The 11,989-nt window shown below is 60.5% G+C and carries 14 protein-coding genes; 6 read left to right on the plus strand and 8 right to left on the minus strand.

Features of this window, described 5'->3' with window-relative positions; genetic code table 11:
- Positions 1–27: 27 nt before the first annotated feature.
- On the plus strand, positions 28–1,014 hold the full coding sequence (gene murB, locus NW818_RS05260; RefSeq protein WP_414424000.1) for a UDP-N-acetylmuramate dehydrogenase: 987 nt from the start codon (positions 28–30) through the stop codon (positions 1,012–1,014).
- Between the two features lie 119 nt (positions 1,015–1,133).
- Positions 1,134–1,400, plus strand: a complete 267-nt coding sequence (locus tag NW818_RS05265) for a hypothetical protein (protein ID WP_414329076.1) — start codon at positions 1,134–1,136, stop codon at positions 1,398–1,400.
- A gap of 49 nt (positions 1,401–1,449) precedes the next feature.
- On the opposite strand, the gene NW818_RS05270 is transcribed toward NW818_RS05265, so the two are convergent.
- From NW818_RS05270 to NW818_RS05280, 3 genes are read right to left on the minus strand one after another with little or no spacing between them, the layout of a single operon-like run.
- Positions 1,450–2,100 carry a cadmium resistance transporter gene (locus NW818_RS05270; protein ID WP_414424001.1) on the minus strand — a complete coding sequence of 217 codons (651 nt, stop codon included), beginning with the start codon at positions 2,098–2,100 and terminating at the stop codon, positions 1,450–1,452.
- 4 nt (positions 2,101–2,104) lie between these two features.
- A complete protein-coding gene (locus tag NW818_RS05275; protein WP_414424002.1) occupies positions 2,105–2,323 on the minus strand; it encodes a hypothetical protein in 219 nt (72 codons plus the stop codon).
- Positions 2,324–2,335: 12 nt separating this feature from the next.
- A complete protein-coding gene (locus tag NW818_RS05280) occupies positions 2,336–2,467 on the minus strand; it encodes a hypothetical protein (RefSeq protein ID WP_414413428.1) in 132 nt (43 codons plus the stop codon).
- Between the two features lie 52 nt (positions 2,468–2,519).
- On the opposite strand from NW818_RS05280, the gene NW818_RS05285 reads away from it, so the two are divergent.
- Positions 2,520–3,329 (plus strand): DUF3598 family protein, encoded by an 810-nt coding sequence (locus NW818_RS05285; protein WP_414424003.1) that lies wholly within the window; start codon positions 2,520–2,522, stop codon positions 3,327–3,329.
- Here NW818_RS05285 and NW818_RS05290 read toward each other — a convergent pair.
- Both NW818_RS05290 and NW818_RS05295 read right to left on the minus strand, forming a co-directional pair.
- Positions 3,295–4,101: an alpha/beta hydrolase gene (locus tag NW818_RS05290; protein ID WP_414424004.1), complete on the minus strand. Its 807-nt coding sequence runs from the start codon at positions 4,099–4,101 to the stop codon at positions 3,295–3,297. The two genes, NW818_RS05285 and NW818_RS05290, sit on opposite strands and share 35 nt — an antisense overlap.
- A 42-nt stretch (positions 4,102–4,143) precedes the next feature.
- Positions 4,144–4,917 carry a ZIP family metal transporter gene (locus NW818_RS05295; RefSeq protein ID WP_414424005.1) on the minus strand — a complete coding sequence of 258 codons (774 nt, stop codon included), beginning with the start codon at positions 4,915–4,917 and terminating at the stop codon, positions 4,144–4,146.
- Between the two features lie 324 nt (positions 4,918–5,241).
- Here NW818_RS05295 and NW818_RS05300 point away from each other — a divergent pair, with 324 nt between their 5' ends.
- Complete coding sequence (locus NW818_RS05300) at positions 5,242–5,370, plus strand: hypothetical protein (protein ID WP_414424006.1); 129 nt, start codon at positions 5,242–5,244, stop codon at positions 5,368–5,370.
- A 49-nt stretch (positions 5,371–5,419) separates the two neighbouring features.
- On the opposite strand, the gene NW818_RS05305 is transcribed toward NW818_RS05300, so the two are convergent.
- From NW818_RS05305 to NW818_RS05315, 3 genes are all read right to left on the minus strand, one after another.
- The gene (locus NW818_RS05305; protein WP_414421692.1) at positions 5,420–6,427 is read right to left on the minus strand and encodes an aspartate-semialdehyde dehydrogenase; all 1,008 of its coding nucleotides are present in this window, start codon (positions 6,425–6,427) and stop codon (positions 5,420–5,422) included.
- Positions 6,406–7,587 (minus strand): 3-dehydroquinate synthase, encoded by a 1,182-nt coding sequence (gene aroB, locus NW818_RS05310; RefSeq protein ID WP_414424007.1) that lies wholly within the window; start codon positions 7,585–7,587, stop codon positions 6,406–6,408. Before aroB ends, NW818_RS05305 begins: the two co-directional genes overlap by 22 nt.
- 102 nt (positions 7,588–7,689) lie before the next feature.
- Positions 7,690–9,792, minus strand: coding sequence for a tetratricopeptide repeat protein (locus NW818_RS05315; protein ID WP_414424008.1), 2,103 nt, complete (start codon positions 9,790–9,792; stop codon positions 7,690–7,692).
- Between the two features lie 210 nt (positions 9,793–10,002).
- Between NW818_RS05315 and NW818_RS05320 the strand changes: the two genes are divergently transcribed.
- On the plus strand, positions 10,003–11,553 hold the full coding sequence (locus NW818_RS05320) for a hypothetical protein (protein ID WP_414424009.1): 1,551 nt from the start codon (positions 10,003–10,005) through the stop codon (positions 11,551–11,553).
- Entirely contained in the window at positions 11,553–11,975 is a 423-nt protein-coding gene (locus NW818_RS05325) for a thioesterase family protein (RefSeq protein ID WP_414332361.1), read from the plus strand. Before NW818_RS05320 ends, NW818_RS05325 begins: the two co-directional genes overlap by 1 nt.
- The last annotated feature ends 14 nt before the right edge of the window (positions 11,976–11,989 follow it).

Here is an 11,989-nt window from a genome sequence, read left to right on the forward strand (position 1 = left end):
AGATAGCTGCTTCTGAGGTATTGAATCATGACGACGGCTCCGGTGGTGCCTCAGCGGGACGGTTCCTGTGAGTCTGAGGCGGCAAGTCTTACCGCTGAAGACAGGCTTCTCCCCCGCGGGCCGGCGGCTCTGCTATCTGGACGAATTCAATCGGGGATCCCGTTGGCTCCTCTGACCACCTTTCGTGTGGGCGGCAAGGCCGAGTGGTATTGTGAGCCCCGTAGCCACCTGGAGCTGCAGCAGTGTTTGGCTTGGGCGCGAGCAGAAGGGATCCCCACGACGCTGCTGGGGGCAGGTAGCAATCTGCTCATCAGCGATGCGGGGTTAAAGGGGCTGGTGATCGGTACCCGCCGTCTGCGCGGGCTGCAACTGCTGGAGGGGGGGAGGATCTGGGCCGCTGCCGGAGAGCCTTTGGTCAATCTGTCGCGGGCCGCCGCCAGGCAAGGCTGGAGTGGGTTGGAGTGGGCGATTGGGATCCCGGGCACCCTGGGGGGAGCCGTGGTGATGAATGCGGGTGCCCACGGACGCGCCATGGCGGATGTGCTGGTGGAAGTGCAGATTTTGGACGAGGAACAAGAGCCCTGCCGCCTAGAACCTGCCGATCTGCAATTTGGCTATCGCCGCTCTCGCCTGCAAGACTCACCCTGGACGGTGACAGGAGCGACGCTGCAGTTGATCCCAAGCAGGGATCCGGCCCAAGTGCAATGGGAGACCCAGCGCTACCTCAACCAACGCCTAAGCTCTCAGCCCTATCATTTGCCCAGTTGTGGCAGCGTCTTTCGCAACCCAGAGTCTCACCCTGCCGGCTGGCTAATCGAGCAGGTGGGGTTGAAGGGGTACCGCATCGGTGGGGCCCAAATTTCAGAGCGCCATGCCAACTTCATCCTCAATTGCCATCAGGCGAGTGCCAAGGACATTTACCGCTTGATTCGCTTGGCCCAGGAAAAGGTCTATCAACAATGGTCGGTGCTTTTGGAGCCGGAAGTGCGCATTCTGGGATCCTTTGAGGATTAGAAGAGCATCGGCTGGGCAATTTGGCCTGCTTTCTTTTGATGACTTTGATAATTTCGATGATTCTGCTCTTAAACTGTTCTTACCAGCTTAGATGCTCGTCGATTCTTTCCTATCGGCTTATGAGTCAAGATGCAGCCACCTTACGTCGTTTAATTCAACGGCTCAATCAGTCCCACACCACTGCGGAAGAACGCCGCTATTTGGTGGAGATCGGCAGCCTGGCTGCTTTGCTCACCCCGGAAGAGGCTGCCGCTTTGGCCCAGGATCCCAAGCAACTCACCGCCGAGCAGCACTATCGCATTTGGGACTGGGTGCATCGCTGGGAACGGGAGCACCGCCACGAAGATCTGGACTGGGATCCCTCCCTAGACCGACACAACGACTAGAACTCGAAAGAATCCCGTCCCGCTATCACGAACAAATCCCGGCCAGAGTCTAAGACAAAAGCCATCTCCAAGTCTCATTTTTGAACAGGATCCACACCCCCAAACCCACCAGAATCCAGGGCACCCAGTGTTCTGTCCGTTCCGTTAAAACCTTCGCCACTGCAGGCTGCATCGTCAGTTTTTGAGCCATTGCAAACCACAATCCCTTCATCAGAAAAAAGATCGTGGAAAAAAGGGCCAACTGAGGAGGGGTGCTGCCGGCAAACAGAGGAACGTACAGGCTGACATTATCTCCACCATTGGCAAAGGTGAGGAGCATGGACATCAGGGCTGGTGGGGGCAAAAAAACTGACCAAGCCTTTTGGGTTGGGCGCTCTCGCAACTCTTCCAACTCTTTTTCCAAGGTTTCTTCAGGTTCAGGTTGCCACAATTTCCAACCGCCTACCGCAATCGGGATCACCCCCAGCAGCCCAATCGCAGGTGGCGGCAACAACAGGCCTCCCAAGTATCCCAGAGAGCTGATCAGGATCAACCCTGCCAAGCCCAAGTAGCCTCCCAGCCAAATGTGCCAGCCCTTCCACAGGGGTTGCAGCTGCGCCTGGGCAAACAACAGAACCAGCAAGAAAAAGTCGTCGATATGGGTGGCAACAAAAGCGAGGATCCCTTCGACTAAAGTTGCCCAGAAAATTGCCAGCGGCATAGGGTTAAGAAATGGGGAAGATGGCGCTGATATCGACGAGGTGAAACTGAAGCAGCCCAACAATTGCCGAAGTATAGGCGGTAGAAGAAGCCAGCCCAATCATGAGATCACGTTTCACATTGCGAGGTTTTTCGCTTTTCTCGACGACATCCGTAGCGCCAAACTGCATCATGAGAATGCCCATCAAGTTGGAGAGCCAGTACCCCACGAGGGTTCCGCCCAAAAACCACTGTGGCTACCACAGGCTACACAGGTAGCCCAACCCATAGGCAATCGGCAGGTTGAAAAACAAGTCATTCCACCAGGAAAGGGGAGACAGCATAAACCCCAAAATCAGTAAAATGCCACCTCGGAGCTTCTTCCCCATAGGTCTTGCTCTCCAGCGTTACGTCCTCACAATCTTAGCTTCACATTGCTTCATGAAAACCCAAAAACAATGTCTGGCTCTCCACCTGGGAGTGTGGCACGGCCTCTTCTCCAACTATCGACCCACCGCCGGCGGCTGGGAGCTGGGGGGCCAAAAGCGCAGCCTCATCACCTTTGAGGCCTTGGCTCCATCCTCTTCTTCAGGAAGTCCGGCGGCAGGGAGCGCGATCCGCCAAACCAACGCCTACTACCCCCTACAGGGATCCCCCACTCCCGAAAGCTCCCAGAGCTGGGTCTACCAGGATTTCTCGCCGGGATTGCGCTTTTTCCCCGATGGATCTTTTTCCAATGGGCGGCTGCAGCTGGCGCCGTTTAGTGATTTTGCCGTTGAGCAAGGCTTTCTCTGGGGGGATCGCAAGGCGCGGCTGGTGCAACAGTGGGATGCCCAAGGTCGTCTGGTAGAGGTAACCGCGATCCTGGAGCGGCGCGGCCAAGCTTTGGATCCCGTTGCAGACTGTGCACCCCTGAGCAGAGAGCAGCTGAGAGCCTGCCTCCAGGGGAGATGGCGGGGGATCGCCCAGAGCTTTGCGGTTGCCGAGGGCCGGTTTGCCGAAACCGAGGTGGACTGCTCGGGGGCAGAGTGGTTGAGCAACTGGGATCCCTTGCCGGGAGGGCTGTGGATTGGCGGGCCGGATCCCTTGCCCATCCCTACCGCCTACCGGGATCGCAGCTTTTCGGTAAGCCTGAGCTGGTTTCCGCAGTCGGAAGACTGCCATTGTCTCTTGCGTTTGATCCGGGACTACGATGCCCGCGGTGCTTGGCAGCGGGTTACGCTGATCCGGGCGCAGAAGGATCCTGGTTGAGGAAGGCGCAAACCTGGTCAAACACCGTTTCCCGCTCCCCGTCCAAAGTGAGGATGTGGTCGGAGTGCTCCAGCCAAGACAAGATCTTCTCCTCGGATCCCAGCTCTTGATAGAGCCACGCTGCCTGTTTAGGATCCACTACTGTATCTTGGCGAGATTGCAGGATCAGAGTGGGAACCCGGATGCCGGCCACCTCTCCCTTGACCCGCTCGATCAGCTCCAGAGCGCTGCGCACCGCCGACAGATTAAAGCTGCGGAAATAGGCCGTTCTTTCTGCCAAGGCTCGAGCGTCCCCATCCCGAATCGGCAAGCTGAGGCGGGGCACCTCCTTCAATAACCAACCCAGGCTGTTCAGGTACTGCTCTGGGCGAAAAAGATAGTACCAGCGGTGGCGAATGGCGAAAAATGGCGCCAGCAGCACCAATTTATGGATGGGATGGGCAAAAGCCAGGTGCAAAGCCAGCAGACAGCCGGTGGAAAAGCCCACCAAGGAAACGCGGGGATACTCCTGCCGCAAAGCCAGGTAATGCTCCAAAGCCCGCCCGTACCACTCCGTCCAGCGGGAAGGGGGCATGTGGGCAGACCGGCGGTCGTGTAAGCGATGCGGAGCACTGTCATGGCCGGGATAGTTAAATCCCTGCACCGTCAGGCCAGCCGCCAACAGCCGCTCTGCCAGCCATTGCAACTCGTAAACACCGCCCCCCAATCCATGTAGCAGCAGACAGGCGTGTTCCCCTGCTCCTCGCCACAAAAAGGGTTCGTTACTCAACATAAAAAAATAAAACTCCGTTCCACTTCGCGACGGGATCCCTTGCTAGCCCAAGGTGATATCCAGCAACATCATCACCACAAACCCACTGATGACCCCAAAGGTGCCCTCCCGCTCCAACCCCTGCCGGTGCGACTCAGGGATGATCTCATCGGAAATGACAAACAACATCGCCCCCGCCGCAAAAGCCATGCCCCAAGGTAGTAGGGGCTGCGCCAGAGAGACCACCGTTGCTCCCAGGATCCCGCCGATGGGCTCCACCAGTCCGGTCAGCAGGGCGATGCCAAAAGCAAACCGCCGCGAATACCCTTGGCTTGCCAGCGACAAAGCCACCACCAGCCCCTCTGGAATGTTCTGCAAGCCGATCCCCAACGCCAACGCCAACCCATCGCCGACTTGGCCGGTAGCGAAACCCACTCCCACCGCCAGTCCTTCCGGGAAATTGTGCAGGGCGATGGCAATGATGAACAGCCAAATCCGTTTCAAATGGGCGCGGTTCTCCCCTTCCACCCCTTTGAAAAAGTGCTCGTGGGGAAAAAAGCGGTGGGCACTCTCCAGGAAGATCGCCCCCAACAACAGGCCCGCCGCCATCGCCACCGCCGCTCCAAACTGGGAATACCCCAGCGCTATGGCTGCCTCGGTGCCCGGCACCAGCAGGGAAAAAGAGGTGGCCGCCAACATCACCCCACCCCCAAACCCCAGCAGGATCCCTTGTACCCTTTCGGAGAGCGAGGGAAGAAAAAGGGCCGGCAAAGCCCCCAGCCCCGTCGCCAACCCGGCGATCAAGCTGGCCAGGGATCCCATCGCGATTGGATGCACAAGATCCTCCTTACCAAGCCAAATGCTTTTCAATTTTTCCCTTTTTTTGCCTGCCTGGGAAACCCTCCACCAGCTCTTTTTCCTCGACGGCTGAAAATGACTCTCTGGCTGCTTAGCCTAGGGATCCTGAAGCTGCCAAGCAGTATAAACCTAGGTGTCAGTGCTTCTCATCACTCCCAACAAGCTGGTTTCGAGGCTAAGCTTTCTCTAGTCGAGCGGCCACTCCTCCTGCGGAAAACAACCTGTCAGTGTGTTTAGGTGGCGATAGTGAGGAAAAAGCAATAAAGCAATTGCAACCCTTGTAACTCTAAGTCTGGGCGGAGTTTGCTTAGGGCTAGCCGGCTGCGGTGGCGGCAGAAGCGGTGGGACGATAGTGCCTACACCGACACCTACGCTGACTCCAACACCTACGCTGACTCCAACACCTACGGCGACTCCGACACCCACGGATGATGAGATGGGTGATGATGATGAGATGGGTGATGATGAGTGATGTAGGGAATTAGTCCTTCAAAAGCAGCTCGGCAATTTGAAGGGCGTTGAGGGCCGCACCTTTGCGGATTTGATCCCCGCATAGCCACAGCTCCAGGGCCTTGGGCTCGGAGATGTCCTGGCGGATGCGGCCCACCGCCACTTCATCCCTGCCGGCCACGTCGATGGGCATGGGAAAGCGGTTCTGCTGCCAATCTTCAATGAGCACCACCCCAGGGGCCTGGGCCAGGATTTGCCGGGCTTTTTCCACAGGGAAGGGCTGTTCAAACTCCAGGTTGAGGGCCTCGGCGTGGGTACGTAGCACCGGCACCCGCACACAGGTAGCTGTCAGCCGCAGGTTGGGGGATCCCATAATCTTGCGGGATTCGTTGACCATTTTCATCTCTTCCTGGCAGTAGCCGTTCTCTTGCAGGGGGCTGTTGTGGAGGAAGAGGTTGAAGGCAATGGGGTAAGGGAACACCTGGGGCTGCAACGGCTGCCCCTGGAGGTAGGCGTGGGTTTGCTCTTGCAGCTCCACCATGGCGCGGGCCCCGGCCCCACTGGCCGATTGATAGGTGGCGGCCACCACGCGGCGCAGGGGGATGTGGCGATGCAGGGGGTAGATGGCCACGCACATTAGGATGGTGGTGCAGTTGGGATTGGCAATGATCCCTTGGTGACGGAAGGCTTCCTGGGGGTTGACCTCCGGCACCACTAGCGGAACATTGGGATCCAGGCGAAAGGCGCTGGAGTTGTCAATCAGCACCGCCCCCGCCTCGACGATGGGCTTGGCCCAGGCTTTGGAAACACTTGCTCCGGCAGAGGCCAGCACCAGATCCAGGCCCCGGAAGGCCGCTTCTGAAACTGGTTCCACCGGGATCCGCTCCCCCTTGAAGGTCAAATAAGTGCCCGCTGAACGGGGCGAGGCCAAAAGCTTGAGGTCGGCTACAGGAAAGTGGCGCTCTTCCAATAGCGTCAGCAGCTCCGTCCCTACTGCTCCTGTGGCCCCCAAGATGGCTACCCGTTGTTGCCGTGCCATGCTTTCTTGTCCTTAGGTTTTCCTAATTCTAGGGTTCCAGAGGTGGCTGTAATCGAGGCCAAAGCAGCCTGCACCTCTGCTAGCTCGACTTGATCGGTCAGCTCCGCTTGGCCAATCCGGCGGGGCAAAACGAAGCGAATCCGCCCTTGTTTCACCTTCTTGTCGGCCTGCATTGCCTGCAGCACTGCCTCCCAAGGGATCCCGGCGGGCCATCGGCTGGGCAATCCTGCTTTTTCGATCAGGTGTCGTTGCCGTTCGGCTTCAGCGGCGCTCCACCACCCCAGGCGGCGGGCGATCTCCCCGGCAGCTACCATGCCGATCGCGACAGCTTCTCCGTGCAGATAGCGGCGGTAGCCGGTGGCAGCTTCTAGGGCATGGCCGAGGGTATGGCCGTAGTTCAAGATGGCCCGCAGGCCCGCTTCTTTTTCGTCCTGCTGCACTACCCAGGCTTTGCACTCGGCAGAGCGCCGCAACAGATAGTGCAGATCGTCAGGGGCAAAGTCGGTGTAGCGGCTCAGTTGGGGTCGATCTTCCAAAAACTCAAATAGGTCGGCAGCCTGAATCACGCCGTATTTGATCACCTCTGCCAAAGCCGAAGTAAACTCCCGTGGGGGCAGAGTTTTCAGCACCGTCGGGTCAATCCACACCAGGCGCGGCTGATAAAACGCCCCGATCAAGTTTTTCCCCTGGGGATGGTTGACGCCGGTCTTGCCACCGATGGCCGCATCCACCATCGCCAAGAGGGAGGTGGGCACTTGCACAAAAGGGATCCCGCGCAGCCAAGTGGCGGCGGCAAACCCCACCATGTCGCCAATGACCCCCCCTCCTAGAGCCACCAAGGTGGAGGAGCGCTCCAGGCCAAAGGCTAGGGCGGCGTCGTAGATCTTGGCCACCGAGCGCAGGGTTTTGTAGCGTTCGCCGGCAGGCAATAGGCAGAGGTGGGCGGCAAACCCCGCTTGTTGCAGCCCCTGCAGCAACTTCTCGGCAAAGTGTTTGGCAATGCCGGGATGGCTCACCACCAGAGCCTTGCCGGAAAGCCCTCTAGCTCGCATTTGGGATCCCAGCTGGATGAGGCTGTGGCCAGGGGGGCCTTCGGCAGACTGGAGGAGAATATCGTAGGAGCTGTGGGGAAGCTTGACAGGAATCAGACAGGGATCCATGCGTGTCGGTGCTGAGGGGGTGGGATCCAGTGTGGCATGTTCTGCTCCCGTCGGCGTGCTGCAGGCACTGTCCTTGGGAGTTTGAAAGCCCAGGGGATCCTGCTAGGGGTTGGGGTCAACCGGCTGCGGTTGGGGAGTGAGGGTTTCCAATTCCGGCAGAGCCATTCCCGCCGGGGAGGCCGAGTCTTCTTGGGCCAAATCCTGCAAAGCAGCTTGGGCCGGCTGAAATTGGGGATCCAGCTCCAGACAGCGCTGCAAGCTGGCCTGGGCGGCTTCTCGCTGGCCGGCGCGCAGTTGAATCAGCCCCAGGGTGTGCCAAAAGGCGGGCCGCTGCGGATCCAGGTGCGTGGCCTGTTGGGCGTCTGCCAGAGCAGGTTCCAGCTTCCCCAGTTTCAAGGCTTCCCAGGCGCGGTTGTTGAGGGCCACAGCATCTTCTGGGGTGAGCTGCAAAACCCGCGAGTAGGCTTGCACAGCTTGTTCGGGATCCCTCAGCTCGCTGTAGATCAACCCCAGGGCAAACCAGCCCCAGGGATCCCGTTCGTTGAGGCGGAGCATCTGCTGGCAGGCGGCACGGGCTTCTTCCAGCCGGCCCAGGCGCCGCAGGCTGGTGATCTGGCCAAACCAGCAGGCAGAACTGCCGGGACGCTGCTGCACCAAGCGCTGGAAATGCCGTAGGCTGGCCTCATATTGCCCCAGCTCCTGCTGAGCTACCGCCAAGGCATAGCGGGCTGGAAAGTGCTCCGGCTTGATCTTGAGGGCTTCCTCGAAGTGGATACAGGCTTCTTTCAGGTAGCCCAATTTCTGGAAGGCCACACCGCGGGCGTACCAGCTTTTGTAGTTGTCGGCATCGTAGCGCAGGGCGCGTTCTAGGGCCTTGCTGGCCAGCCGATACTGCCCCAAGCGCAGCAGGGCCACCCCCAAGTTGTGCAGGGTTATGGGATCCCGGCGACGCAGCCGCAGCGAGCGCTTGTAACACTCGACAGCCGAGCGCAGCCGGTGGCAGTGGAAGAGGGCATTGCCTTGGTAGCGCCAAACCCGCGCACTTCTGGGGTTGAGCTTCAAAACCCGCGCAAAACTAGCCGCTGCCGAGCTGGGCCGCCGCAGCCGTCGCAACACGATCCCACGCGCCAGCCAGGTGCGGGGCTGCTTGGGGTTGTAGCGCAGCGCCTTGTTCAGGCTGTTCAGGGCCAGCTTAGACCGCTTCAGTTGCAGCAGGCGGATGCCGCGGTTATGCCAGGCCAGAGCATCTTCCGGGTTGCTCTCCAGCACCTTGTCGTAGTTAACCACCGCCGACTTGTATTGCCCCAGGCGCCCCAGAATCAGGGCCAGGCGCAGCCGGGTTTCTTCGTCGTAGGGATTGATGCTCAGGGATCCGTTGTAGCTGTCCACCGCCTCGCGGTAGCGGGCCAGCTGCACCAGCACATCCCCACGGCGGCTCCAAGCCAGGGCGAAGTTGGGATCCATGTTCAGAGCCCGGTCGTAGGCGGCCAGGGCTTCCGTCAGGTTGCCGCGGCGACGCCAGTCTTCCCCCCGCTCGAATTGGATGTCGGCACTGTTCCACTGAAACAGCCGCTGAATGAACTGCAAAATGGCGATCTGACGCGCTCCTTCTTCTGGCGTGGCGGAGGGGGTTTCGCCTGTGGCAATGCGCAGGATGGCCATCTGGATGGCCCGCAAAAAGGCCTGAAATCCCCGCACCTCTTCATCTTCCAGGGACTCTTTCCCCTCACGGCGGCGGTATTGCAGCCGGAACCGCTGCAGATCCCCGGGGGCAGGGAAGCTGGGATCCAAAAAGTGCATTAGCTCCAAGGCGCGGTACTCAAACAGCACCGGATCCTCTTCTGAGCCAGTAAAATCCAGCAGGGGCGCCTCTTCCAGGGGGCGGGGTAGCTCAGTGGGGGTGTGCAGCAGCGTCAGCAGGCGCTGGTTTTGTCGTGCCGGGGCATGGGGAAACCCGCTGTACAGCTCATCCCTTGGCCAGGGATCGGCAACAAACTCTGGAGAGGCCACCACTCCCACCCAGCGGCATTGTTCGATGGCCAGTTGCAGCTCCAGCTTGCGGTTATCCCCCGGCTGCAGCATCCAGCGGTCAAACCAGACTTTGAAACCCTCGCGATCCAGCCGCTCCGCCAGTTGACGCGCCCACCGGGCTTGCTCTCGGTGGTAGCGCAAGAAAAGGTCGAACTTGTAATGCTCTGAAGACATGAACGCCCGCTCGCTGATCTTCTCCAGCTTATCTTTGCGTTATCGCTGCGCGATGCTTTCACAAACGCAAACGCATTTGCTCCCCATCGGGTCTGGGGCAAGGAGCAAACCTAATGCTAGGCAACGCTTCCGCTCGATTGGTTCTGAATGGCGATGATGACCGGACAGCGATAGGCGATAGTTGGTGCAGGGTTTGAAAGGAGAGAGCACGTGCTGGGCGGAGTTTTGGCGATTGCGGCCGCGATTGGCTTGGTGGTCTTGCTGTTGGAAGCGATTCGATATCGCCGCTGGGGATCCGTTCGCCGCTGGCAACCGGCAGTGGGGCTGGGCTTGGTGGCCTTGGCGGCGCTGGGGTGCTGGCTGGGTCAGTTGCCGGATCTGATCCCCCTGGCTTTGTTGTTGGGGGGCCTGGTGGGGGTGGGTTTACTGGGGTTGAGTGGCTGCGGTCGGGCCGGGCAAGGGCTGGTGGTGCTGTTGCTCAGTTTGGCGGCCTGGCAAAGTCTGGCTATCGGCTCCCCCAGTCGCATCGGCATTGCGGAGCAGCATGGAATGCTCTTTCTGTGGGGCTGCGGCCTGGGGATGGGCTTGGTGGGGATCCCTTTGCTGGGGGTCTTGGCCGCAGCGGAAGCCCTGTCCTTGCTGATGGCGCTGGGCCAGGGGTGGAGCGGCATTGCCGCCATAACCTGGGGATCTCGCCTGCTGGAGATGGGATCCCAGCCGGATCTCCCTTGGCAGGTGCTGTTGCCGGTGGGGCTGGCCGCCCTCAGCTTGGTGGCAGGCACTGTGCCCCTCTTGACCGCCGCAGAAGACTCCCCCGGGCTGCTGTCGGCAGTGGGGCATGGGGTGGGGTGGCTGGTGGCGTTGGCGCTGGCCTTGGCCTTGACCCGCAACGGCCTATACCAGGATCCCTTTTGGGCCTTGCTCTACGGGGCAGGGGTGCTGCTCTCGTGGGCCTTGCTTGCCTTGGAGAACCAGACGGGACGGGGGATCCCTGCGCCAGGGGAACCTGCTCATGTCAGCGGGCCGGAGGCTTTAGCCGGTCGCGTCAGCGTTGCAGAGCAACAAGGACGGCTGCTCTGGCGGGCCTGTGTGGGCCTAACGCTGGTGGGCGGAGGAGCGCTGCTGGCGCTGCGATTGGGGGGATCCTACGGGGCGGCCCTCTTGGGGCTGGGATGTCTGGCTTTTCCCAGCCGTTGGGGGGCCATGGCCGCTTTGTTTTTGTCGGCCCGCCCTCTGCTGCAAAACCTGTTGCACCAGTTCAACCTGCAGGTTGCCGGGATCGACCTCACCCAACCCTATGTGTCGGCGGCGCTGTACCTGGGAATGGCGGCCATGGCGCTGGCGGCGCTCATTCACTGGCTATACGGGCCAGACAAACCCCTGCAGACGGGGATCGCCCTGACGCTGGCTAGCCTGGCTCTGCCGGTGGGGGTGGGCTACTTCATTCACGCTCAGCCGCAAGCGGCCTTCCTGTTGGGAGCCTTGACCACCGCCTTGATCCTGGCGGCGCTGCAGCCCATCCTCCTGCAGCAGGAGGGAAGAGGGGCGGAATCTCTGGGGATCCGAGGTTTGGGCCTGGCTGTGCTTGCCATTCTGGGATCCAACCTCAGCCGCGATTGGACGGTAACCGGCTTCCATGCCACCCGCCTGGAACGGGCGCTGGTGCTGGCCGGGGTGGTCGGGATCCTGGCGTTGATTCTCCTGCTCTGGCAAGGCTGGAGCCTGTGGCACTCTGGGAGAATGCGCGCCCCCGCCCGCTGATGAAACCTGTTCCCCTGGGCACCCTCGGCACCTGGCAGGGGATCCTCGGCCCGGAACAAACCGCTGAGGCTCTGGGCAACCCCGGTGTGAAGGTGATCGGATCCCCGGCTCTGTTGACGTTGATCGAGCGGTGCGGCCACACCACCTTGCAGCCCTTCTACGAGCCGGAGGAAGCGGCGGTCGGGATCCGCTTTGCCTTGGAGCATCGGTCGGCAGCGGTGGCGGGGGATCCCTTGCAGGTTCGGGTCGAAGTCGTGGCTGTGGAGGGAAGACGCATTCAGTTTCAGGTGGAGATCACCCAGCAGGAGCGGCTGGTGATGCAGGGATCCTACACCTGCCTGGTGGTCGATTTGCCCCGTTTTCTGGCCCGCTATGGATTGACCGCGGAGGATCCCAGTCGGTGCTCAAGCTGTTCGCGTTAGCGGGACGGAGTCCT

It is taken from the genome of Synechococcus sp. R6-5 (genome assembly GCF_047461775.1).
In the GTDB taxonomy this organism is placed as follows: Bacteria; Cyanobacteriota; Cyanobacteriia; order Thermostichales; family Thermostichaceae; genus Thermostichus.

Excerpts from the sequence above, each read along its gene's own strand:
- NW818_RS05290 (WP_414424004.1), bottom strand. The coding sequence starts at position 4,101 with ATGTTGAGTAACGAACCCTTTTTGTGGCGAGGAGCAGGGGAACACGCC.
- NW818_RS05285 (WP_414424003.1), top strand. The coding sequence starts at position 2,520 with ATGAAAACCCAAAAACAATGTCTGGCTCTCCACCTGGGAGTGTGGCAC.
- aroB (WP_414424007.1), bottom strand. The coding sequence starts at position 7,587 with ATGGATCCCTGTCTGATTCCTGTCAAGCTTCCCCACAGCTCCTACGAT.
- NW818_RS05265 (WP_414329076.1), top strand. The coding sequence starts at position 1,134 with ATGAGTCAAGATGCAGCCACCTTACGTCGTTTAATTCAACGGCTCAAT.
- NW818_RS05315 (WP_414424008.1), bottom strand. The coding sequence starts at position 9,792 with ATGTCTTCAGAGCATTACAAGTTCGACCTTTTCTTGCGCTACCACCGA.
- NW818_RS05280 (WP_414413428.1), bottom strand. The coding sequence starts at position 2,467 with ATGGGGAAGAAGCTCCGAGGTGGCATTTTACTGATTTTGGGGTTTATG.
- NW818_RS05270 (WP_414424001.1), bottom strand. The coding sequence starts at position 2,100 with ATGCCGCTGGCAATTTTCTGGGCAACTTTAGTCGAAGGGATCCTCGCT.
- murB (WP_414424000.1), top strand. The coding sequence starts at position 28 with ATGACGACGGCTCCGGTGGTGCCTCAGCGGGACGGTTCCTGTGAGTCT.
- NW818_RS05325 (WP_414332361.1), top strand. The coding sequence starts at position 11,553 with ATGAAACCTGTTCCCCTGGGCACCCTCGGCACCTGGCAGGGGATCCTC.
- NW818_RS05305 (WP_414421692.1), bottom strand. The coding sequence starts at position 6,427 with ATGGCACGGCAACAACGGGTAGCCATCTTGGGGGCCACAGGAGCAGTA.